General features: G+C 56.4%; 25 protein-coding genes. 11 read left to right on the top strand and 14 right to left on the bottom strand.

All coding sequences use genetic code 11. From position 1 onward, the window contains the following. Positions 1-2 precede the first annotated feature (2 nt). Positions 3-479, top strand: coding sequence for a DUF1858 domain-containing protein (locus MVB78_RS06165; protein WP_297489481.1), 477 nt, complete (start codon positions 3-5; stop codon positions 477-479). Between the two features lie 26 nt (positions 480-505). After that, positions 506-895 carry a transcriptional regulator gene (locus tag MVB78_RS06160; RefSeq protein ID WP_297489330.1) on the top strand — a complete coding sequence of 130 codons (390 nt, stop codon included), beginning with the start codon at positions 506-508 and terminating at the stop codon, positions 893-895. Positions 896-934: 39 nt separating this feature from the next. Here MVB78_RS06160 and MVB78_RS06155 read toward each other — a convergent pair whose 3' ends face one another. Continuing rightward, entirely contained in the window at positions 935-1,588 is a 654-nt protein-coding gene (locus tag MVB78_RS06155; protein ID WP_297489478.1) for a hypothetical protein, read from the bottom strand. A 93-nt stretch (positions 1,589-1,681) separates the two neighbouring features. Next, the gene (locus MVB78_RS06150; protein ID WP_297489327.1) at positions 1,682-2,140 is read right to left on the bottom strand and encodes an Lrp/AsnC family transcriptional regulator; all 459 of its coding nucleotides are present in this window, start codon (positions 2,138-2,140) and stop codon (positions 1,682-1,684) included. A 127-nt stretch (positions 2,141-2,267) separates the two neighbouring features. On the opposite strand from MVB78_RS06150, the gene MVB78_RS06145 reads away from it, so the two are divergent. From MVB78_RS06145 to MVB78_RS06135, 3 genes are read left to right on the top strand one after another with little or no spacing between them, the layout of a single operon-like run. Further along, positions 2,268-3,326 carry a Clp1/GlmU family protein gene (locus MVB78_RS06145; protein ID WP_297489324.1) on the top strand — a complete coding sequence of 353 codons (1,059 nt, stop codon included), beginning with the start codon at positions 2,268-2,270 and terminating at the stop codon, positions 3,324-3,326. Positions 3,327-3,354: 28 nt separating this feature from the next. Beyond that, the gene (locus MVB78_RS06140) at positions 3,355-4,188 is read left to right on the top strand and encodes a geranylgeranylglycerol-phosphate geranylgeranyltransferase (protein WP_297489322.1); all 834 of its coding nucleotides are present in this window, start codon (positions 3,355-3,357) and stop codon (positions 4,186-4,188) included. 4 nt (positions 4,189-4,192) lie between these two features. Continuing rightward, entirely contained in the window at positions 4,193-4,573 is a 381-nt protein-coding gene (locus tag MVB78_RS06135) for a ribonucleoside-triphosphate reductase (RefSeq protein WP_297489318.1), read from the top strand. 20 nt (positions 4,574-4,593) lie between these two features. On the opposite strand, the gene MVB78_RS06130 is transcribed toward MVB78_RS06135, so the two are convergent. The 5 genes from MVB78_RS06130 to MVB78_RS06110 form a co-directional block, all read right to left on the bottom strand. Further along, positions 4,594-5,400, bottom strand: coding sequence for an OB-fold nucleic acid binding domain-containing protein (locus MVB78_RS06130; protein WP_297489314.1), 807 nt, complete (start codon positions 5,398-5,400; stop codon positions 4,594-4,596). Beyond that, positions 5,397-5,774 carry a replication protein RepA gene (locus MVB78_RS06125; RefSeq protein ID WP_297489311.1) on the bottom strand — a complete coding sequence of 126 codons (378 nt, stop codon included), beginning with the start codon at positions 5,772-5,774 and terminating at the stop codon, positions 5,397-5,399. The genes MVB78_RS06130 and MVB78_RS06125 overlap by 4 nt, the downstream gene beginning before the upstream one ends. 1 nt (position 5,775) lies before the next feature. Continuing rightward, a complete protein-coding gene (locus MVB78_RS06120; protein WP_297489475.1) occupies positions 5,776-6,855 on the bottom strand; it encodes an OB-fold nucleic acid binding domain-containing protein in 1,080 nt (359 codons plus the stop codon). Between the two features lie 123 nt (positions 6,856-6,978). Then, positions 6,979-7,566 carry an SMC-Scp complex subunit ScpB gene (gene scpB, locus MVB78_RS06115; protein WP_297489472.1) on the bottom strand — a complete coding sequence of 196 codons (588 nt, stop codon included), beginning with the start codon at positions 7,564-7,566 and terminating at the stop codon, positions 6,979-6,981. Positions 7,567-7,644: 78 nt separating this feature from the next. Then, positions 7,645-8,283: a CGP-CTERM sorting domain-containing protein gene (locus MVB78_RS06110; RefSeq protein ID WP_297489308.1), complete on the bottom strand. Its 639-nt coding sequence runs from the start codon at positions 8,281-8,283 to the stop codon at positions 7,645-7,647. A 93-nt stretch (positions 8,284-8,376) separates the two neighbouring features. Between MVB78_RS06110 and MVB78_RS06105 the strand changes: the two genes are divergently transcribed. Next, positions 8,377-9,183, top strand: a complete 807-nt coding sequence (locus MVB78_RS06105; protein ID WP_297489468.1) for a sugar phosphate isomerase/epimerase — start codon at positions 8,377-8,379, stop codon at positions 9,181-9,183. Positions 9,184-9,197: 14 nt separating this feature from the next. Here the strand turns inward: MVB78_RS06105 and ftsY are convergent, their stop codons facing one another. Next, positions 9,198-10,172: a signal recognition particle-docking protein FtsY gene (ftsY, locus tag MVB78_RS06100; RefSeq protein ID WP_297489305.1), complete on the bottom strand. Its 975-nt coding sequence runs from the start codon at positions 10,170-10,172 to the stop codon at positions 9,198-9,200. 54 nt (positions 10,173-10,226) lie between these two features. Further along, positions 10,227-10,676 carry a hypothetical protein gene (locus MVB78_RS06095; RefSeq protein ID WP_297489466.1) on the bottom strand — a complete coding sequence of 150 codons (450 nt, stop codon included), beginning with the start codon at positions 10,674-10,676 and terminating at the stop codon, positions 10,227-10,229. 118 nt (positions 10,677-10,794) lie between these two features. On the opposite strand from MVB78_RS06095, the gene MVB78_RS11320 reads away from it, so the two are divergent. From MVB78_RS11320 to MVB78_RS06070, 4 genes are read left to right on the top strand one after another with little or no spacing between them, the layout of a single operon-like run. Further along, complete coding sequence (locus MVB78_RS11320; RefSeq protein ID WP_366940154.1) at positions 10,795-12,090, top strand: BMP family ABC transporter substrate-binding protein; 1,296 nt, start codon at positions 10,795-10,797, stop codon at positions 12,088-12,090. A 42-nt stretch (positions 12,091-12,132) separates the two neighbouring features. Next, positions 12,133-13,659, top strand: a complete 1,527-nt coding sequence (locus MVB78_RS06080; protein ID WP_297489301.1) for an ABC transporter ATP-binding protein — start codon at positions 12,133-12,135, stop codon at positions 13,657-13,659. Continuing rightward, positions 13,656-14,699: an ABC transporter permease gene (locus tag MVB78_RS06075; RefSeq protein ID WP_297489298.1), complete on the top strand. Its 1,044-nt coding sequence runs from the start codon at positions 13,656-13,658 to the stop codon at positions 14,697-14,699. Before MVB78_RS06080 ends, MVB78_RS06075 begins: the two co-directional genes overlap by 4 nt. Beyond that, a complete protein-coding gene (locus MVB78_RS06070) occupies positions 14,696-15,607 on the top strand; it encodes an ABC transporter permease (RefSeq protein ID WP_297489295.1) in 912 nt (303 codons plus the stop codon). The genes MVB78_RS06075 and MVB78_RS06070 overlap by 4 nt, the downstream gene beginning before the upstream one ends. Here the strand turns inward: MVB78_RS06070 and MVB78_RS06065 are convergent, their stop codons facing one another. The 5 genes from MVB78_RS06065 to MVB78_RS06045 form a co-directional block, all read right to left on the bottom strand. Further along, complete coding sequence (locus tag MVB78_RS06065) at positions 15,608-16,591, bottom strand: zinc ABC transporter substrate-binding protein (RefSeq protein ID WP_297489292.1); 984 nt, start codon at positions 16,589-16,591, stop codon at positions 15,608-15,610. It lies immediately after the preceding gene. 73 nt (positions 16,592-16,664) lie between these two features. Then, positions 16,665-16,976 (bottom strand): hypothetical protein, encoded by a 312-nt coding sequence (locus tag MVB78_RS06060; RefSeq protein WP_297489289.1) that lies wholly within the window; start codon positions 16,974-16,976, stop codon positions 16,665-16,667. Between the two features lie 12 nt (positions 16,977-16,988). Further along, positions 16,989-17,636 (bottom strand): phosphoribosyltransferase, encoded by a 648-nt coding sequence (locus tag MVB78_RS06055; protein WP_297489286.1) that lies wholly within the window; start codon positions 17,634-17,636, stop codon positions 16,989-16,991. Positions 17,637-17,693: 57 nt separating this feature from the next. Beyond that, entirely contained in the window at positions 17,694-17,945 is a 252-nt protein-coding gene (locus MVB78_RS06050; protein WP_297489282.1) for a PQ-loop domain-containing transporter, read from the bottom strand. 99 nt (positions 17,946-18,044) lie between these two features. Continuing rightward, positions 18,045-18,506: a hypothetical protein gene (locus tag MVB78_RS06045; RefSeq protein ID WP_297489279.1), complete on the bottom strand. Its 462-nt coding sequence runs from the start codon at positions 18,504-18,506 to the stop codon at positions 18,045-18,047. Between the two features lie 94 nt (positions 18,507-18,600). On the opposite strand from MVB78_RS06045, the gene sppA reads away from it, so the two are divergent. After that, positions 18,601-19,569: a signal peptide peptidase SppA gene (gene sppA, locus MVB78_RS06040; protein WP_297489276.1), complete on the top strand. Its 969-nt coding sequence runs from the start codon at positions 18,601-18,603 to the stop codon at positions 19,567-19,569. The last annotated feature ends 125 nt before the right edge of the window (positions 19,570-19,694 follow it).

Raw genomic sequence — 19,694 nt, 5'->3', positions numbered from 1 at the left:
AGATGCTGTTGGACGTGCGCGGTCTTAAAGCTCCGCAACCGGCCTTGATGATAATCGAGGCCCTGGAGAAGCTCGGAACTGGAGAAACACTCGAAGTAATCGGCGACAAACCCTTCGTGGATATACTGCCCAAGCTTGGGGGAGCGGGCTATGATGTCGAGATCAAAGAAGCGGCCGGTTTCTTCGTGCTGAGAGTGACTAAAACCGAAAGCTCGAAGGAGCTCAGCATGGAGGTCAAGGAGTGCGACGAGAGGCTTGAGGAGATAACGGAAGACACCAATGTGGCCAAACTGCTGAAGGCATATCCGGAGTCCCTCAGAATCCTTGTGAAGTACGGCTTCTCCCCGCTTGAGAACCCGATGATGAGGAAAACCCTCGCGAAGACGATAACCCTGAAGGGCGCGAAGAGGCTCATCGGAATGAGCAATGAAAAGTTTAGGGAGATGATGGCAGAACTTAAGGCCCTTGAAAAGCCTTAAATATTCCGCCCGTCATATGAAAAACCATGAGAACCAGCGCCTTTGAAGTCGCCTCACGCTACGTTTATCCCGCCCTGAGGGGGAGGCTCGTTAAAATCCTTAGGGAGAAGGGCCTCAGGCAGGCGGAGGTGGCAGAACTCCTCCACATAACCCAGCCGGCGGTCTCGCGGTACCTGCGAAAGGAGAGGGGAGCCCTGGTTGAGCTCTCTTCATTCCCCGACCTTGAGGAGAGACTGCGCTCCCTCGCGTCCGAGATAATCGAGAGGAGGCCAGATGAATACTGGATACACGCCCGGCTCGTTGAGATAACACTCTACGGGCTTGGTAGGGGCTACTTCTGTCGGTTCCATGCCCTGATCGACCCGGAGCTTAATCCCGATGAGTGCAGGGTGTGCCTCGAGCTCTTCGGACGATAACCCCCACTCTCATCCAACCGCTTGAAAAGAGGGCCCCCATTAGAGGAAGCCCGTCTTTTTAAGGCCCCTTGCATTTAATTCCTCGTCTATTACACCCCTGACTGTACTCTCGAGGGCCTCCGAGACGAGTTTGTCGAGGAGTTCTTTCATGCTGTCTATATCGTGCCTCATGCCCTCCAAGAGTTTTATGTACTCCCTCGCCATCTCAAGCTGCCCCTCCTGCCTGACGATCTGCTCCTTCAGGTGTTCGAAGTCCTCCTTCATGACCTCACAGCGCCTCAGCTCCCTGTTGGCGTCGTCGAGCTGGAGCCTCAGCTGCGAGTTCTCCTCCTTCAGCTCCTTTATCAGGCTTTCCTTTTCCCTGAGCTGTGACTGGAGGCTCTCGTACTCCTCGCTGACCTGAACGAGCCTTTCGATCTCCCTGAGGGGCGGAACCTGCCCGTCGCCGAGGACTATCACGTCGGGCCCGACGTTCACGATATCCCTGGGCTCGATCCTGAGCTTTGTCTCGTTGGAGAATATGCCCTGCCCCTTTCCGAGGTTCTCGACGACTTTCATCTTGAGGATGAAGAAGAACTTCGGCCCCTCGACCTCGACGTTTATGTCCGTAACGTACCCGAGTATCTTCCCCCTCGTTAGGGAAACCGCGAACTTGTTGACGAGCTGATTCGCCCGATCCCCACCCGATGCCAAAGACACCACCTGTAATATAGGTGGAGAGGATGTACTTAACCTTTCCGCAGGTTGTTTCTTGGCGACTTCACATGCCTTTCAAAAGTTAAAAGATCAGAACGCTTCGAGGACAACGTGGGTGTTGGTTTCCTTTACCCCATCCATGGAGGCTATCTCCTCAAGTATTTCGTCGAGCTGGCTCTTGTCGGCCTCTATGATGAGATCAACGTCGCCGGTGACGCGGTAGACCCTCTTTATCCTTAGGCCCTTTATCCTCTCATAGATCCCCTTCCTCTTCGTCGGCTCTATGCGCACGAACACGAAGACGTCTCCCCTCCTTTCGCCGAGCAGCTCAAGGCCCTTCTCCGTTAGGTCTATGAAACCCCTTCCCGTCCTTATGTAGCCGAGCTCCTTGAGTACCTTGAGATGGTTGCTCAGGGCCTGCCTTGTTATGCCGAGCTCCTCCGCCAGCTCGTCCTGCGTCTTCTCAACGGTGTGAACCTCTATCGTTTTCCCCTCATCGTAAAGCTTCCTCAGCAGTCTCATCTGCTTTGGGGTTAACTGGTTCTGCATTGGCCCACCCCCATCCCTGTTACTATCTTGCTATTTTAAACCTTTGCCTTGGGTTTTGTAAAGCGGATGAAGGGCTGGAACGGAGAGGTTTATAAGGCTGTCCGGTTTTCATATCTGGGGTGAGGGGGTGCAGGCGGTTAACAAAGCTGACTACACCGAGGACGTCCCCCGCGATAGGATCGAGCTCGTAGAGCGCTTGGCAGCCCTGCATGGTGGGACGGTGATGTTTGTGGGGAACGTGGACAGCGGAAAGACCACGGCAGTGAAGTTCGTGGCGAGATCCCTCTGGGAGCTCGGCCGTTCCGTAGCCGTTGTTGACAGCGACATAGGCCAGAAGAGCCTGCTCCCTCCAGCAACGGTAAGCCTGGCACTTGTGGATGGGTCCAGTGGCTCAGTTGAACCCAAACCCTTAGCCCACTACTTCATAGGAACCACAACCCCTTCACAGCACCTGGCCGAGATGGTTGTTGGGGTCGGAAGGCTCTGGGAGATCGGCTCTAAGGTTGCTGATTACATCCTGATAGACACCACGGGCTACGTAAGGGGCGCCGGGGCGGAGCTCAAGCGGCTCAAGATGGAGCTCATCAAGCCAGACGTCGTTGCAATAGTTGGGGATGACAACGGTCTCGCGGCCCTCGCGGCCCGCTTCAGTGACGTCGTAGTCCTTGAGAGGAGCCCAAGGGCTAAGAGACATAGCCCTGGAGAGAGGAGGGAGATCAGAAAGGCCAAGTGGAGGGAGTACTTCTCCCCTTCGAGGTACGTGGAGGTGGACGTTCACGAGATGAGGATCAGCGGAACCAGCCTCTTCTCTGGGAGGGCCATTACGAAGGAGGAAGCGGAACTGCTCTCAAGGCTCTGCGACTGGGTCGTCCTCGCGGGGTGGGAGTCCGATGGGGTCTACACTGTGGTGAAGGCAGGGGAAGATAGAAAGCCCTGCAGTCGGTCGGTTCTCAGGGCGGTCGATTTTGAAACACTGAGCAACCTTCTCGTTGGCTTTATTGATGGGAACGGCCTCTGTCTCGGGCTCGGCATAATAAAGTGGCCCCGCCTAAGCGAGGGGAAGCTTGAGATCCTGACCCCCCTATCAGAAGATGAGCTCTCTAAGGCGGAGGAGCTTCGCTTCGGCAGGATCAGGGTCACCGAGGGGGGAGAGGAGTTGGGGCTCATCCGGAGGGAGGAGCTTTAAAAGACTGTTGAGGGCAAAGGTGAGTCAAATGGAAGTGAAGGCCTTCATTGAGATAACGAGACCCCACAACTGCACGCTCGCCGGGGTGGTTGGGATACTCGGCTCGGTGGTGGCTGTGGGCCACCTGCCCGGACTTCTAAGGACAGTCCTCGTGTTCCTCGTGGTTGCCCTTGGCTGCGGCGGGGGCAACACGATAAACGACTACTTCGACTACGAGATAGACAAGATAAACCGGCCGGAGAGACCGCTGCCCCGGGGCGCTATGGAGAGACGAGTTGCTCTCTACTACTCAGTTTTCCTCCTATCGGTGGGCCTCTCACTCGCCCTCCTAATAAACCTGCCCGCCTTCCTCCTCGCGGTTCTCGCGTACGTGACGATGGTGCTGTACGCGTGGAAGCTGAAGCCCCTCCCGTTCGTCGGGAACCTCGCGGTTGCGGCCCTCACCGGGGCGACCCCCCTCTACGGTGCGGTGGCGGTGGGCAGGATAGGGCTCGCCGGAACCCTCGCCCTCTGCGCCTTCCTCGTGAACGTTGCGAGGGAGGTGATAAAAGACGTGGAGGACTTCGAGGGCGACTCCCTCAAGGGGGCGAGGACGCTCCCCATACTCCTCGGAAAGAGGAGGGCCTCGGTAGTGGGTTCTGCCTTTGGCATCGCAACAGTTATAGCATCGTTCCTTCCGATAAAAAGTGGGGTCGGCTTAGGCTACTACTCGATGCTGCCAGTGGACGCGCTGATCCTCTACGCCTCACTGATAATCCTCCGCTCCCAGGACAGGAAGACCGCCCACCGCTCCCAGATACTCTTAAAGGTCAGCATATTCCTCGCCGTACTGGCGTTCCTTACGGCTGCACTCGTGAGGTGATAGGATGAACTTCAAGGATGAGCTCGTCAGGAAACTTGAAGGGGAAGGCCTCTGGACTGTGGTGACCTTCAAAACCCCCCACGGACCGGGAAGAACCCTCCGGGACATTGAGGAGGCGGTTAAAGACGCTGGATGGAGGGTGACCTTCCGGGCCAACTGGTGGACCGCTGACATTCCCTATGGCCTCCTCAGGATAGACCTGAGGAAAGACGGAAGGGAGAAGATAGTCCTCGGGAAGTGGATACTCGGAGAGGAGTACAGGCTGATAAGGATAGAGAACATGGATTTAGAAAAGGGGAGGGACGAGTTCTTCAGGATGGTGGACAGCATAACCTCGACCCTCATTCACGACCCGGTCATAAGGACAATGAGGGAGCAGTACTGAGGGGAAATAAAATACAAAGGTCAGAGGGGCTCGTAGTAGCCAGTCTCCGGCTCGTAGATCTCCCCCTCTGCGAGCAGCCTCGTTATCGCGTCCTCAAGGGTCTCCTCGTCGAAGCCCTCCCTCGAAAGCTTCTTTATTATGAACTTGTGGGAGAGCGGCTTCCCCTTTTCCTTCAGGAGGTCGAGAACGGCTTTCTTGGCCTTCTCAAGCTCTGGGTTCTCTTCCACTTCTTCTGCGGCTTCGAGCTCCTCTTCAGGGAACTCTTCCTCGTAGGCCTTGCGTTCGAGCATTATCGCGTACAGCTCGTCTATCGTCACTAAGAGATCCTCGTCAATGCCCTTGTTCTTGGCTATGACCTTGGCCTTTGCCGTTATGCCGTAGCGGTTGTATATGTCGAAGGCTGTCCTCGCCTTAATGGCGTGCTCGGCCTTCTCCTTTAGGGTTTCAAAGCGGTGGAGGATCATCATGTTGGGGTGGACCTTTGAAACTCCCTCCACGAGGATCTGCTTGTCGTCGCGCCATTCCGCGACCTTCCCTATAACCTGGACTATGTCGCCCTTGCTCACGAGCTTCACGAACCTCGTATCGTCCCTGAAGCCGAGAACCCATATCGTCCCGGTCCCATCGTCTATCTGGAACCTCCCATAGGTCTCGTCGTCGCTCAGGAAAGGCTCCCTCACGACAGTGGCCACGACCTTTACGCGGTATACCTTCCTCGCGTCCTGGGTTATGAGGTAGTTGGGTTCGAGATCGCCCTCACTTTTCACGTAGTAGCCCGTGAGGATGTCATCTATGTAAACCCTGCTCGCTGGGAGGCGCTTTTTCATTCCTCCTCACCTCCAAAGAAAGAGGCTGCGGCCTTTATCAGGGGCAGGTACTTTCTCTCAAGCTCCCTTATCTCCTCAAGGGCATCGAGGTCAACCCCTGTGAAGTCCTGCACTACTTCACCGTAGATGTGGATGCTCTCCTCGTCGCGTATGACCCTCCCGATGACCCTGACGAGCTGGCCCTCCTTCGGGAGCACGTTTTCCTCGCTCTCCACGAGTATGACGCCGGTTCCATCGTCCACCCAGAAGGTGTAGTCCATCTTGTCTATCTTGAAGGCCTTCCCGATCACGGCCACCCGGGTGTCGTTCTCGGCTATCTCCCCGATCTTCCTCTCGACGGCGGGCTTCCTTCTCCTGAACTTGACTTCCTCCATCTCACATCCCCCCAGCCTCAAACTTCCTGAGGATGGCCTTCAGTTCACCCCTGATCATTCCGATTTCCCTGTGCGGGTCGACGTCATCCCAGGAGGATGCCCTGAGCACCGTGCCGAAGAACTTGTCCTCGATGACGTTTCCCCTGACGAGTATCTCCCTTCCGAGAAGCCTGTAGAACTCCTCCTCCGCGAGCTTTCTGCTGGCCTCCTTCGGTGTCAGGCCCTCCTCCGTGTAGGATTTGATCTTCTCCTCGATTTCGTCCGGTTCGACCCCGAGGAGGTTAGCTGCGTCGTCCCCGAAGAGGGTCACCCTGATGTACCCTGAGCCGTCGTCGAGGCCGAAGTCAACGATAGTTATCTTCACAGGGGTTACCTCCCCGTGCTCGGGGCATATCCACGCGCCGCTGCTCGGGTCGTAGTCCACCTTCCTCCTGCACTCGGGGCAGGCGTTGTAGACTGTGACGCGGTAGACCTTGGCCACGGTGCCCCTGAGCTCGACGAACCTCTCGCCGCCCTGGAGATCGCGTATCTTCGTTCTCCTGTAAGAATAGCTCCTGACCTCCTCAAGGGGGGGTATTTCGCTGACGCGCGGGTCGTCGGTGGGGTTTGCTATCAGCCTGCTCCTGAAGTTCACGTGGAGCTCCACACCGTTTCTCCCTTCCCTCACCGAGGGGTCTATGACCTTCACAACGTCACCGGGCTTGAGCTCGTTGAAGTACTTCCCGACCTGGGAGTCCCAGAGGACGAGCCTCGCCTTTCCGGTCGCGTCGTAGATTATGAGGTTCGCGACGACGCCCCTTCCCCCGTCCTTCCTCGTGTACTCCCTTGGCGGGTACTTCCTCAGGATTCTGCCCACAACGTTGACCCTGCTCATCCCCGGGACGAGGTCGGCTATGTGGAGGGGCTCTTCCTCCCCTTCAATGCTTATTCCCAACTCCTCCGCGAGAAGGAGGGCCGCCGCGTGCTCTCCAATCCCTTCCCGGCGCATTATGTCCCTGACCCTCTTCTCCAGCTCCTTCTCACCCATCCCGGTCTTCGACCGGATGAGCCTCAGGATCTGCTCCTTCGTAAGCACGGCCATAAAACTCACCTAAATGGTAATCACAACCTCCGTATTTAAACTTTTCTCTTCTCACCCCGTGGGTAGATAGGGGGGTGAATTCGTTTTGATGTCGGAAAAATCGGTGGCGAAGGACGTTAAAGTCTAAGAAGATTCCTCTCCTTCCTTTTCAATTTCAGGTTCCTTACCTTCGAGCTTGGCGATTATATCTGAGTACTCGGCGTGCACGACCTTCCTGAAGGCCTCCTTTATCACCGCCGGATCGTTCTCTGGAAAGCCGTACAGTTCGGCGAACTTCTGGGTCGTTCCAAGGAGCTTCGTCCTCTCGTAGGGCTCCGCGTAGATCAGTCCCATATCGAGCAGCCTCTTCACGTGCTCGTAGGCCTGGCTCCCGCGGAGCTTTACAACCTTGCTCTGCTCTATCGGCTGGAGGTACGCTATAAGTGCGAGCGTCTTGAGCTCACCGGTTCTTAAGTCCGGCCTGGGCATCAGGTGAATGACCCTCTGGCTGTACTCCTGCTTGACCTGCATGACGTACTTATCCCCTAAAACTCGAACGACTTCTATCGCGCTCTTCCTCTCCGTGTACTCTGCTGCTATGAGCTCTATGAGCTTTTCAAGGTAGTCGAGGGATTTTATTCCTAAGGCCTTTGATAGCTCCTTTAAACTCAGCGGCCTCCCAGAAACGAACAGCGCAGCCTCAACGAGTGCCTTGTCTTCGAGCAGTCCCATGATTTCCACCCAGGAAAAATTGGGGGTTCGGCAAATAAAGTTTGCTGGAACAAAATAAACAAGCGAAAAGACAAAAGGTCACCTTCTTCTCCTGAGGAGGAGCGGAACTGCAGCCAGTCCAACTACCGCCGCCGGCCCACAGATGCCTTTATTCTTGCTACTCGAGGGGGCCGATGAGGAGCCGCCCGAAGGGGAAGGAGTTGATGAGCTTGAAGTGCTCGTCGTGAGCGTTGTTGGCTCCCCGGCCTTCACAAAGATGTAGTAGAGCTCCCGATAGACCTTCATGGATTCCGTGCTGTTGTGGGGCAGAATGTAGGTTCTCCCGCCCACGAATAGCAGTGTGCCGTTGTTCTTGAGGGCCGCCTTCACTATCTCCGGGGTCGCCGAGACGTTGTACTCCCCCTCGATAACCGCAACGAGCGTTCCGTTGTAGACTATACCTATGGCTGGAACACCCGTTATGCCGGTTAAGCTGGAGAGGTTTCGGAAGAGGGCGTCGTTGTGCTTGTTGTTCAGGAGCTCGTAGTAAGTGAAGCTGCCGTAGCCGTACTCCGCTGGGATAAGCTCCTTCATGTGCCTGCAGTGGGGGCAGGTGGCGAGGCCGTACATATAGAAGTGGACGCTCGACTTGTCGAACTTCCAGTCCGAAGCTGAAACTGCCGGGAAGATGATCAGGAAGCCTACAATGAGTGCGAAGATTAATATCCGACCTTTCATACCACCACCGTAGTCCGTAGCCCGCTGGGGTTATAACCTTTCCTCCACCAGATTTTTATACTAAGCGGGCGTGCATTAATCAAGGTGAAGGGTATGGAGATAGGGGTCACGGTGTACCCTCAGTTCATAACAAAGGACAAGACCCTCGCCTCGATACTGGCGGACGTCAAGATAAAGGACTACGACTTCGTTTCAATATTCCCGCACTCCCTCGGCCTCATAGTCAACGGGCAGGTGATGGAGAAGAAGCTCAGAAACATCGAGAACACCCTCAGGGGGGTTGGGATAGACTACATACTCAGGATGCCCACTTCCATGAACCTCCGCGATCACATCTACCACACGAGGCACTTCCGCGTTGCCAAGGCCACCGCTGACGTCGCCATAAAACTCGGGGCGAAGGTCATAGTAATGCAGAGCGGGAAGACGGGGAGGCTGGATCTTGAGATAGAGGCCATCCAGCAGCTCGCAGACATGCTGAAGCCCTTCGACATAAAGATAGCGCTTGAGAACACGTACAGCGTTAAGGACACGCTCTACGTTGTGGACAACGTTGACAGGGACAACGTCGGCTTCGCCCTCGATGTTGCCCACGCCTTCCTGAGCGCCCAGGGAGACGACAACAAGCTCCTCGAAGACGTCAAACTCGGAACCGACAAGACGATAATCCTCATGGTGCACGACAACTTCGGCAAGCTCTTCCCTCAGGTTGAGCCCGAGGACGCTTTGGCCTACGGCGTTGGCGACCTGCACCTCCTGCCCGGTGAGGGGGAGATTCCCTTCGGGAAGGTCCTCAAACTCTTCGGGGACGTGCCGATACTCCTGAAGGTCAAAGACCCGGACAAGTTTTCGAGGATACCGAACAGGAAGGGCCTCATAGAGTGCCTGACAGGTCTGTGATCTAAATCGGGGGCTTATTCGCCCCCGAAGATAAGTTCCACAAACCAGTTCTCGTCGAAGGGCCTCAGGTCGTCGTAGCCCTGACCGACGCCGACGAAGAGTATTGGGGCCCCTATCGCGTGGCTTATGCTGAGGGCCGCCCCTCCCCTTGAGTCAGCGTCGAGCTTCGTCAGGATTACCCCGTCTATTCTAACGGCCTCGTTGAACTGCCTCGCCTGATCCACTATCGAGTTGCCGGCGAGGCTGTCGCCGACGAAGATAACCAGGTCGGGCTTGGTAACGCGGACTATCTTCTTCATCTCGTCCATGAGGTTCCTGTTGAGCTCGTTTCTTCCGGCGGTGTCTATCAAAACAACGTCTATCTTCCTTGCTTTCGCGTGCTGGATCGCGTCGTATGCCACTGCCGCTGGATCGGCCCCGTAGGAGTGTTTTATAACCCTGACCCCCACGCGTCTCGCGTGCTCCTCAAGCTGCTCTATGGCCCCAGCCCGGAAAGTGTCGCTCGCCGCTATCACCGCTGAGAGTCCGTTCTTCCTCAACCAGTGGGCGAGCTTTGCTATCGTCGTCGTCTTTCCGCTCCCGTTGAAACCCACGAAGGCTATAACGAAGGGCTTCTCCTCTTTCCGCTTTATCATCTCTATGAGGTCTATCCTCCTCTCTGGAGTCAGGATTTCGAGGACGGCCTCTTTCACGGCCTCTTCGATGATCTTCGCCTTATCGGTGCCCACCCTTACCTTCCGCCCCACGAGCTTCTCCTTTATCCTCTCCCGGAGCTCGTCAACAACTTCGAGCGCGACGTCCGCCTCCAAGAGCTCAAGTTCGAGATCATCGAGGGCCTTCTCAACGTCCCTCTCCTTTATCTCAACCTGAAGGAGCCTCTCAAGGATGCCCCTTTTCTGCTTCTCCTCGGCCTTCTTCTCCTCCTCTTCCACGTTCTCCTCGACCTTTTTAACGAAGTCCTTGAGCTTCTCCCTTAGCTTTCCAAACATCCACACCACCGCCTGAAGCACTCCCTCAACGTATTTATGGATATCGGATTAAACTTAAACCCTCCTGACGAGAACCTTCGACTCCTCGATCTTCCCGTCCCTGAGCCTCCCGAGAAGCACCGTCTCCATTTCGACGGTCTCCCTCCTGTAAGCCACGATGTAGTCGAGGAACTTCCTTATACGGTATCTGCTTATAGAGGCCCCCACGTACCTCTCCTCGTACAGAAGGACAACCCCCGGTCTCTCCTCTAAGAGGGGGTAGAGTTCCTCCCTCCTCCGGGATATCGGGTTGAAGAAGACGTAAACGTCAAAGCCCCTGACTGAGAGGGGGTCTCCTATGAAGACGTCGCCGTCGAATCCACCCACTGGGAAGGGAGGCTCCTCCATTATTATCCTCCTGCCACCATTAGACCACGCAGCCAAAAAGGCCCGGGCAAGCCTCAGGGGATTTCCTGACATCAGGATGTTGGCCCGCTCCACGTTGAGGAGGTCTGTGAGCTTCATGGAGGACACCCACCGGCTATTCCCGCGCCCCACTTAAAATTTTTCACCCCCTTCGGCACCACAAAATATATATTACCCGTTCATTCAAAATGTCCTGAAAAATCTCAGAGGTGTTCCCATGAAGAAAGGTGCATTTGCACTGTTTTTGATCGGCCTCTTGGCCGTAAGCGTCGTTGCCAGCGGTTGCATCAGCGGCGGCAATAAGAAGACGGTGAACCAGATTAAAATCCTCTACACCTACACCGGGTCATTCAGCGACCCCGCAAAGGGCAAGCAGGCCGCCCAGGCGCAGCTCCAGCAGGGTGCATGGGTTGTCTACCAGGTCGCCGGCGGAACCGGGCTGGGCGTCTTTGAGGCTGTTTCCGACTACTTAAAGGCCAACAAGAAGAAGATGGGCCCGCCCTTTGCGATAGGCGTTGACTCAGCCCAGGACTGGATCAAGCCCGGCGTTATAATAGCGAGCATGATGAAGCGCGTTGACGTCGGTGTCTACAACGCGGTAAAGCAGGCAGAGGAGAACAAGTTCAAGGGCGGTGTCGTTGAGCTCGGTCTGAAGGAGAACGGTGTAAAGCTGAGCAGCCTCCAGGATGTCAAGGCAATGTTTGACTCCCTCCCGGCGGACGTGAGGCAGAAGAAGCTCAAAGAGCTCGGTTTCCAGAGCGAGGATCAGCTCATCCAGTTCCTCAACAAGACGAGGCAGCAGGTTCCGGACTGGATATGGAAGGCCGTTGACCAGCTCCAGCAGGACATAGTGAGCGGTAAGATAGTCGTTCCGATGGCCATAAACAAAGACGAGATAACCCAGATCAGGAACGCCAAGAACCTCAGCGCTATGGAGAAGCTCGGAAGGGAGTGGGCCAAGAGCAACCCCGAGCCGCAGACGTACTTCAACCAGAGCCTCAACGAGAGGCAGAACACGAAGGAGATAGCGATAGTCTTTGACGTCGGTGGAAGGGGAGACCTGAGCTTCAACGACATGGCCTACATGGGCGCGGAGAGGGCCGTTAAGGACTTCGGCCTGAAGCTCACCCAACTCCAGAGCAACAGCCCGAACGACTACTACCCCAACCTCCAGACGCTCGCCAAGAGCGGTAAGTACGATATCATAATCGCAGTCGGCTTCATGATGACCGACGCCGTCAAGAAGGTTGCCCAGGAGTACCCGAAGCAGCGCTTCGTCCTCATAGACGGCTACGACCCGAACATGCCCCACAACGTCCAGATGGTCCTCTTCAAGGAGAACGAGGGTTCAGCGCTGGCAGGTGCCCTGGCTTCACTCATAGCCCTCAACGACGGCAAGGACACGATAGGCATCGTTTTAGGCATGGAGATACCGGTTCTCTACAAGTTCGAGGGTGGTTACCGCTTCGGAGCCTACTGGGGCCTGAACTACTTCAAGAACCACAAGAAGTGACCCCTCTCTTTTCTTTAAACTATTTCTTCCGGAGGTGAGGGCATGGAAGAGAGGACTCCAGTGCTTGAGATGAGGGACATAGTGAAGGTCTACTCCGATGGGACGAGGGCCCTCAACGGGGTCACCATAAAGGTTTACAAGGGCGAGATATTCGGCCTTCTCGGCGAGAACGGCGCCGGAAAAACGACCCTTATGAAAATCCTGTTCGGAATGCTGAAACCGACCGCTGGAAAGATATTTTTCCAGGGGAGCGAGGTTCACTTCAAAAGCCCGGCCGATGCCATAGCGAGGGGCATTGGGATGGTGCACCAGCACTTCACGCTCGTTGAGGTTTTCACCGCCTTAGAGAACATAATCCTCGGAAAAGAGGGTCATGGGCTCTTCTCAAAGATAGACGTTAAAAACGCTAAGAAGAAGCTCCAAACCCTCATGGACGAGCTGAACTTCCAGGTTCCGCTTGACGTTCCGGTTGAAAACCTCCCCGTTGGAATCCAGCAGAGGATAGAGATACTGAAAATGCTCTACCGAAACGTCGACGTTCTAATCTTAGACGAGCCAACTGCAGTTCTCACCCCCATCGAGGTGAAGGAGCTCTTTGACGTCCTTAGGAAGCTGAAGGCCCAGGGCAAGACGATAATATTCATCAGCCACAAGCTCAACGAGGTCATGGAGATAACGGACAGGGTGACCGTTATAAGGAAGGGCAAGGTCATAGGAACGGTCAACACGAGCGATGCAACCCCCCAGCTCCTCGCGAGGATGATGGTGGGCAGGGACGTCGTGCTGAGGATACAGAAGAAGCCCCACAAGCCCGGGAAGACTGTTTTCAGGGTCGAGGACCTGTGGGTAAAGGGGGACAGGGGGGAGGACGCTGTAAGGGGCCTCTCCTTTGAGGTAAAGGCGGGTGAGATCTTCGGCATAGCTGGCGTCGAGGGCAACGGGCAGAGCGAACTCATTGAGGCCATAGCGGGTTTGAGGGATGTGGAGAAGGGAAGGGTCTACCTGATGGGGAAGGACATAACCGGGAAGAAGCCGAGGGAGCTCTACGACATGGGAATAGCCCACATACCTGAGGACAGAACCCACATGGGACTAATCCTTGAAATGAGCGTCATGGAGAACGCTATCCTCGGAATGTACTGGAGGAGGGAGTTCTCAAACGGCTGGAGGCTGATAGACTGGGGAAAGGTCGAGGGGCACGCAAAGGAGCTGATAGACGAGTTTGAGATAGTCGCTCCCGGCACGAGGCGCCCGGTAAAGAGCCTGAGCGGCGGGAACCAGCAGAAGCTCATCGTCGCGAGGGAGGTCAGCAAAAGGCCGGAGTTCATCATAGCGGCCCAGCCGACGAGGGGAGTGGATGTAGCCTCGACCGAGTACATACGGAACTACCTTGTGAAGCTGAGGGACGAGGACAAGGCCGTTCTCCTGGTCTCAGCGGACCTCGACGAGGTTCTCCAGCTCAGCGACAGGATGGCCATAATGTACGAAGGCCAGTTCATGGGAGTTGTGAAGCCCGATGAGGTCACGGAGGAGCAGATAGGCCTCATGATGGGGGGTGTGAGCCAATGAACCTCTCCCAGTCCCTTAGGGGCTATCTGAAGCCCTTCACCGAAAGTGTCCTTGCAATACTCATAGGAGTGCTCGTCGGGGCGATAGTCCTCTGGGCGAGCGGATACGACGCAATAGCCGCCTATAAAGCGCTCGTCGTCGGTTCAGTCAGCAGTTTAACGAACTTCGCCCAAACTTTAAGTCAATCAACGCCCCTGATACTCACTGCGCTTACCTTCGCCGTTGGCTCCAGGACAGGCCTTTTCAACATCGGTGCCGAGGGAACCGTCTACTTCGGGGCAATAGCGGCCGTGGGGATCAGCCAGGCCATCCCGAACCCCCTGAGCGGCATAATAGCCGGGATACTGGTGGGGGCCCTGTGGGCGCTTCCGGCGGCCCTGCTCAAGGTGTACCGCGGTGTGCACGAGGTCATCTCCACGATAATGCTCAACTGGATAGCCTTTTACCTCGCAGTATGGCTGGCCCTCAGCGTCTTCGTCAGCCCAAGCAACGCCAACAGGACCGTCGCTATACCACCTTCTGCGAGGCTGCCGCTCCTCATGCGGAACACCACGCTCTCCTGGGGCTTTGTGGTTGCAGTGCTCACGGCCATCGTTGTTTACGTGATTATGTGGCACACGAAGCTCGGATACGAGATGAGGGCGAACGGCTACAACCCCCGCGCGGCCGAGTACGGGGGCATAAACCCGAAGGCCGCGGCCATATGGTCATTTGTCATCGGCGGCATGACGGCGGGTCTCGCCGGGGCCGTTCAGGTGATGGGAGTTCCACCGAGCTACGCCATCAGCCAGGGGCTCGCAAACGTCTACGGCTACGGTTTCGATGGGATAGGCGTGTCCCTCGTTGGAAGGGATCACCCGATAGGCATTATCTTCTCCGGCATACTCTTTGGAGCCCTCGGTGCCGGAGCTACGAAGATGCAACAGGCGGGCGTTCCCCTTGAGATGGTCAAGGTTATAGAGGGCATAATCATCGTCGCAGTCGCGATCCCTGGGCTCCTCGACCTGATCAACAGGATGTTCAGGAGGGGGAGGGTATGAACACGGGCATGATACTCGGCCTCACCTTAGGTTCGCTCGCGGCCATGGTTCCGATAGTCCTGACGAGTGTGGGCGCGGCCATAAGCGAGCGTGCCGGCGTGGTCAACATCGGCTACGAGGGCATACTGATGCTCTCGGCCTTCTTTGGGACTATAACAGCTGAACTCGCCCACAACGGCTGGGTAGGTCTCTTGGGGGGAGCTTTAACCGGCATCGCAATAGGGATCGTCCACGGCGTGATAACTGTCTACCTTAAAGGAGACCACGTCATCCCGGGCATAGGCATAAACCTCATAGGCTACGGCGGCGTTGCCTTTGGGATACTCGCGTACTGGGGAACCGCCGGCCAGCACCAGGTGGCTCCAAACGCCCAGATAAAGCCCCTCTGGATGGACGCCTTTGGAAACTCTCTGAGCCCGATGGTGGTAATAACCATAGCGGTGGCCTTCATAGCCTGGTGGGTTCTCTTCAAGACGCCCTTCGGCCTGAGGATAAGGGCAGTCGGTGAAAACCCGGAGGCGGCCGACGCCCTCGGTGTGAACGTCGAACTCTACCGCTTCACCGCGGTTCTCATAGCCTCAGCCCTGAGCGGGATCGCGGGGGCGTACCTCAGCGTTGACTGGCTTGGCACCGTGACGAAGACGATAGCGGCTGGAAGGGGCTTCATAGCCCTCGCCAACATGGTGTTCAGCGGCTGGGACCCCATACTGTCCCTCGTTGGGGGTCTGATATTCGGCTTCTTCGACAATCTTGCCATATACATTCAGAACAACCCATGGCTGGCCGGGACCATACCCTGGCAGTTCATAGCTACGCTGCCCTACCTCGTGACCCTGCTCGTCGTCGCCGGCATAATAGGAAGGGCGCGGGCCCCGAAGTGGGACGGAATACCCTACAAGAGGGAGTGATTACCTCCGGAGTATGTACCCGAGGGCCATGCCGAGGGACAGACCCGCGAAGAGCGCTGAGATGGCGTAGGGGAGCGGGGACTTGCCCGCCTCCACCTTTACTATTTTCCTACCACCGGAGAATGCCTTTATGATCGAGATGCTGTTCTTCAGGAGCACCTTCGTGTAGGGCTCGTTCCCCCAGAAGACGACCACCCCTGCTAAAGGTCTGCCGCTCTTGGAGGCCAGCTCCGAGGCCGCGTTCTTCAGCTGTGACGATCCCTGGAGGTTGTAGACTATGAGGTCGCTTTCTTTGGCTTTTCCAACGAGCTCGTCCACCGGCAGGGCTGGAACCTCCTCCTCGGGTTTTATCGCCGCGATCGGTTTTACTCCAAGCCACGCTACTGCGTACTGAACGGGGGGCATGTCTATGACCGCCGTCGAGTTCTCCGGCACGGAATCCCTGAGGGCCTCCTCTATCGCCCCAACCTTTTCCTTGAAGACCTCGAAATCCTTTCTGTACAGAGCGGCGTCGGCCGGGTCCACCTCCTGAAGAGCCCTTTCAGTCGCTCCCGCGATTGCTATGGCGTTAGTTGGATCGAGCCAGACACCGTGGGGGTTGTCCTTTCCTCCGTACCACCTTTCCTTCAGGTACCTGAAGCCCTGTTTTTTGTAGTCGTCCAAGAAGAGGGCCCTCCCCTTCAGCTGTCCCTCATCACTGAGCTCCTTGATCCTCGCCTCAATCGGCAGATGGCCGCCGGTGGTGACTATAACGCTGGCTTCCTTGAGTAGGGTAACCTGCTCGGCCGTCAGCTGGTACTCGTGGGGATCGGCGCTCGGGGGGATGAGGTAGATAACCCTCACATCGGGGAAGGCCTCCCCGACTATCGAGGCGAGGGGCGAGACAGTGGTCACGACGAGGGGGCCGGTTCCAGTCGAGCCCACCTGCTGGGAGGAAAGCAGCAGACCGGCGAGGATGAGTAGGAGGAGTGCGAGCCTTTTCATACTACCACCGGATTAAAATTCCATGTGAGGCTTTAAAATGTGTCGAAGGCCGCAGAAGGGAGCTGTAAAGAACTCAGCCGGAGCCTTCCTTGGCTTCGTCCCCTTCGCCTCCATCGTTGCTTTTGATGTGGGGCTTCCCGATAGCTATCGTGAACCCCTTGAAGGAATCGTCCTTTCTGTTGAACTCTATGGCCAGGGGAAGGCCGTTGTCCTCGTTGAAGACGATCCTCACTATCCTGGCCCTCGAATGATCGTTCAGGTAGTTCTCCTTGAGGGACTCGTAGTTGTCGATGACCTCGTCTATGCTCTCGCTGTGCATCTCGTATATCTCGTTGGCGTAGACGCTGTGGTTCTTTATCTCCTCTACCTTCTCTTTTCTGTTCAAGCTACCACTCCCTCAGGCCCTGCGCCACTTCCCCTCCCTGAACTTAAAAACCTTCCTGTGCTCTGCCATGGCGAGGGCTTCCTCAAGCCGGCCCTTGGGCACGTCTGTTCCGTGGAGCTCTCTGAACAGCTCTATGATCTCGTCGGTGCTGACGGCTTCCCTCTCATCGAGTATGTTGCCGACGAGGTTTATGACGTCCTCAACGAAGTTCCAGGGGAAGACTATCCAGGCCCAGTCGATCTCCTCCCCGTAGTAATCCGGCCTGAAGCGGGAGCCCTTGATGGTCAGCAGCGTGGCAGTCCGAACTTCGGCCGGCCCCTTCTCCTCGACGTAGTTCTTGGCGAGGGTCAGGCTCTCCCCGGTATCGCTTATGTCGTCAACGACCAGGGCCTTCTTTCCGCTCAGATCGTAGTTGCTGCCGTACCTGATCCTGGCCTTTCCATCGGGCGTTGCAGTGATGCCCCAGTGCTCCACCTTGACGCTTATCAGGTCTTTGACCCCGAGGTAGTCGCAGTAGAGCCTTGCGGCGACCCAGCCGCCTCTGGCGAGCCCCACGATGACATCTGGCTTCCATCCTTCATCGATAACCTTCCAGGCCCCCTCCTTGGCCCACTTCTCTATATCGTCCCAAGAAGCGATGTAAACCGGGAACTTCTTCATTGGATTTCCCTTAAGAAACCGGGGGGCACACCTATTTAACTCTTCCGTTCCTTCCCCTCAGCCGTGAACGAGCTTTACGTAGAGGTTGACACCACTCTGGAAAGCGGCGAGGCCGTTGAGGGTTATGAAGATCCAGTCCCGCAGGTAGTAGGCGTAAACCGTCAGAAGGGAGGAGGCGATGAAGTAGATGAGTATGAACTCAAGGTTCAGGGGGCACTTCCTCCTTTTTAGTGTCTCCCAGGTCTGGGGAACCCATGAGCCCACGAGCAGGAGCATCCCCGCGAGTCCTAAGATCTCCGCGACGTTCATCGTTCCACCCCTCCCCCTGAAAAAACTGGGGCTAAAAAGATTGTGGATGGAAACGGCTCAAAAAATAAAGGTAATGCAGCGACTTTAATCAGAAAAAGCTCAAACCGTCGTGGCCATCCTTGACATCGCCCACGTTTTTACGTCCTCGTCCATTATGTCCTCTATGATCCTCATGGCCTCCGCCGTTTTGCCATCCCGTGCGAGCTTCAGCGCCACCTCAGCCTGTATCTTGGAGCGGCTCGAAAGGTCGGTTATGTAGTCTGCCACCCTGAGGGCCTCCTCCTCCCTTCCGAGGCGGAGGAAGTCAAAGGCCATGCCCATCAGTATCTTCGTCCCGTCGTTCCCGGTCAGGTCGCTTGCGGCGTTTATGGCGCTCTCCAGTACTTCGGAGTAGTCTTTTCCCCTCTCGGCCAGTCTAAGGGCTATCTTTGAAAGGGCCATCGCCCTAACCCTGTCGTCCGGGATACCCTGGGCTATCCCGAGGGCCTCCTGATACCTTCCTGATTTCAGGAGCCTCATCACCGTGTCGTAAAGGGCCCGCGAGCGGTACCAAACCTGCATGGTCTTCCCCCAGCTAAGTACGACGTAGAAGATTTAAACCTCCCGGTGGGCAAATTTAAAAGAGGTGGCATAGATATCACCTTGGAGTGAGACCATGAAGAACGACGTGTGGAAGTACTTATCCTTCATGTTAGCACTGGTTCTCAGCGTCTTCGTTATGAGCACCGCCCTCCTCTACCTTCAGGTTCAGACCCCAGTTTACCAGCCCTGCAACGGAACCCACTTCGTCATCACGGTGAACTCGACCAACGACACCTTCCTGAAGGCGAGGGTAGCCGAGCTCGAAGCAGCGATCAGGGCAGTTGAAATGGAGAGAAAGCGTGTGAACGCTTCCAACACGACCATAGCCGTCGTTCCGATATTCGGGATCATCGATGAAGAAACGGCCCTTAGCGTGGTCCCGACCCTTGAGAAGGTAGCCAAGGACGGCTCAATCGGCGGGGTTCTCCTCTGGATCGAGAGCCCTGGAGGGGACGTTGGAGCGGTCCGCGATATCTACAACGAAGTGGTAACGCTAAAGGCCCTCAAGCCCGTCGTTGCCTACACGGGCGGTCTGGCCGCATCGGGCGGCTACTACATAGCCGTCGGCAGCGATGAGATAGTGGCGGATCCCCTCGCGGAGGTTGGGAGCATAGGTGTCCTCTACGTGCACTACAACTACGCCAAGAACTACGCGATGAACGGCATAAACGTCACCGTCTTCAAAACTGGAAAGCACAAAGACATGGGCGCCGAGTGGAGGGCGCTGACCCCAGACGAGAGGCAGATAATCTCGAACATGATAAACACGTACTTCAACGCCTTCCTGCAGGCGGTGAGCATGGGGCGCAACATGACTGTGAACGAGACCAGGAAGTACGCGAACGGCCTGACTTGGTTCGCGGTTAACGTGAACGGGACGCTCGTTGACAGAACAGGGAACTTCAAGACCGCCCTGGCGGAGCTCGAAAGGCTCATGGGGGTTAGATCCGCCGAGATCAAGGTGCTCCAGTCCCCCGTTTCAAGCTATTCGATCGGGACCTTCGGCTACATGTACCTCGACCCGCGCTACTTGGGGAGGTGAGCCCTTTCAATCCCTCTTGAGGTGTGTTAAAGGATGGAGATGAAAACAGAGGGGCTGATCTGGGCAGGGGTCTCGGTACTTATCCTGTACCTCATCTGGCTGGTTATAAAGCCCGTTCTCTCCCC

The sequence above is a fragment of the Thermococcus sp. genome, assembly GCF_026991495.1.
Lineage (GTDB): Archaea > Methanobacteriota_B > Thermococci > Thermococcales > Thermococcaceae > Thermococcus.
The sequence above is the reverse complement of the archived record's forward strand: the minus strand, read 5'-3'. Positions and strand labels throughout refer to the sequence as shown.

Coding starts and splice junctions, on each gene's coding strand:
- MVB78_RS06165 (WP_297489481.1), top strand. CDS start 3: ATGCTGTTGGACGTGCGCGGTCTTAAAGCTCCGCAACCGGCCTTGATG.
- MVB78_RS06160 (WP_297489330.1), top strand. CDS start 506: ATGAGAACCAGCGCCTTTGAAGTCGCCTCACGCTACGTTTATCCCGCC.
- MVB78_RS06150 (WP_297489327.1), bottom strand. CDS start 2,140: ATGCAGAACCAGTTAACCCCAAAGCAGATGAGACTGCTGAGGAAGCTT.
- MVB78_RS06140 (WP_297489322.1), top strand. CDS start 3,355: ATGGAAGTGAAGGCCTTCATTGAGATAACGAGACCCCACAACTGCACG.
- MVB78_RS06135 (WP_297489318.1), top strand. CDS start 4,193: ATGAACTTCAAGGATGAGCTCGTCAGGAAACTTGAAGGGGAAGGCCTC.
- MVB78_RS06130 (WP_297489314.1), bottom strand. CDS start 5,400: ATGAAAAAGCGCCTCCCAGCGAGCAGGGTTTACATAGATGACATCCTC.
- MVB78_RS06125 (WP_297489311.1), bottom strand. CDS start 5,774: ATGGAGGAAGTCAAGTTCAGGAGAAGGAAGCCCGCCGTCGAGAGGAAG.
- MVB78_RS06120 (WP_297489475.1), bottom strand. CDS start 6,855: ATGGCCGTGCTTACGAAGGAGCAGATCCTGAGGCTCATCCGGTCGAAG.
- scpB (WP_297489472.1), bottom strand. CDS start 7,566: ATGGGACTGCTCGAAGACAAGGCACTCGTTGAGGCTGCGCTGTTCGTT.
- MVB78_RS06110 (WP_297489308.1), bottom strand. CDS start 8,283: ATGAAAGGTCGGATATTAATCTTCGCACTCATTGTAGGCTTCCTGATC.
- MVB78_RS06105 (WP_297489468.1), top strand. CDS start 8,377: ATGGAGATAGGGGTCACGGTGTACCCTCAGTTCATAACAAAGGACAAG.
- ftsY (WP_297489305.1), bottom strand. CDS start 10,172: ATGTTTGGAAAGCTAAGGGAGAAGCTCAAGGACTTCGTTAAAAAGGTC.
- MVB78_RS06095 (WP_297489466.1), bottom strand. CDS start 10,676: ATGAAGCTCACAGACCTCCTCAACGTGGAGCGGGCCAACATCCTGATG.
- MVB78_RS11320 (WP_366940154.1), top strand. CDS start 10,795: ATGAAGAAAGGTGCATTTGCACTGTTTTTGATCGGCCTCTTGGCCGTA.
- MVB78_RS06080 (WP_297489301.1), top strand. CDS start 12,133: ATGGAAGAGAGGACTCCAGTGCTTGAGATGAGGGACATAGTGAAGGTC.
- MVB78_RS06075 (WP_297489298.1), top strand. CDS start 13,656: ATGAACCTCTCCCAGTCCCTTAGGGGCTATCTGAAGCCCTTCACCGAA.
- MVB78_RS06070 (WP_297489295.1), top strand. CDS start 14,696: ATGAACACGGGCATGATACTCGGCCTCACCTTAGGTTCGCTCGCGGCC.
- MVB78_RS06065 (WP_297489292.1), bottom strand. CDS start 16,591: ATGAAAAGGCTCGCACTCCTCCTACTCATCCTCGCCGGTCTGCTGCTT.
- MVB78_RS06055 (WP_297489286.1), bottom strand. CDS start 17,636: ATGAAGAAGTTCCCGGTTTACATCGCTTCTTGGGACGATATAGAGAAG.
- MVB78_RS06050 (WP_297489282.1), bottom strand. CDS start 17,945: ATGAACGTCGCGGAGATCTTAGGACTCGCGGGGATGCTCCTGCTCGTG.
- MVB78_RS06045 (WP_297489279.1), bottom strand. CDS start 18,506: ATGCAGGTTTGGTACCGCTCGCGGGCCCTTTACGACACGGTGATGAGG.
- sppA (WP_297489276.1), top strand. CDS start 18,601: ATGAAGAACGACGTGTGGAAGTACTTATCCTTCATGTTAGCACTGGTT.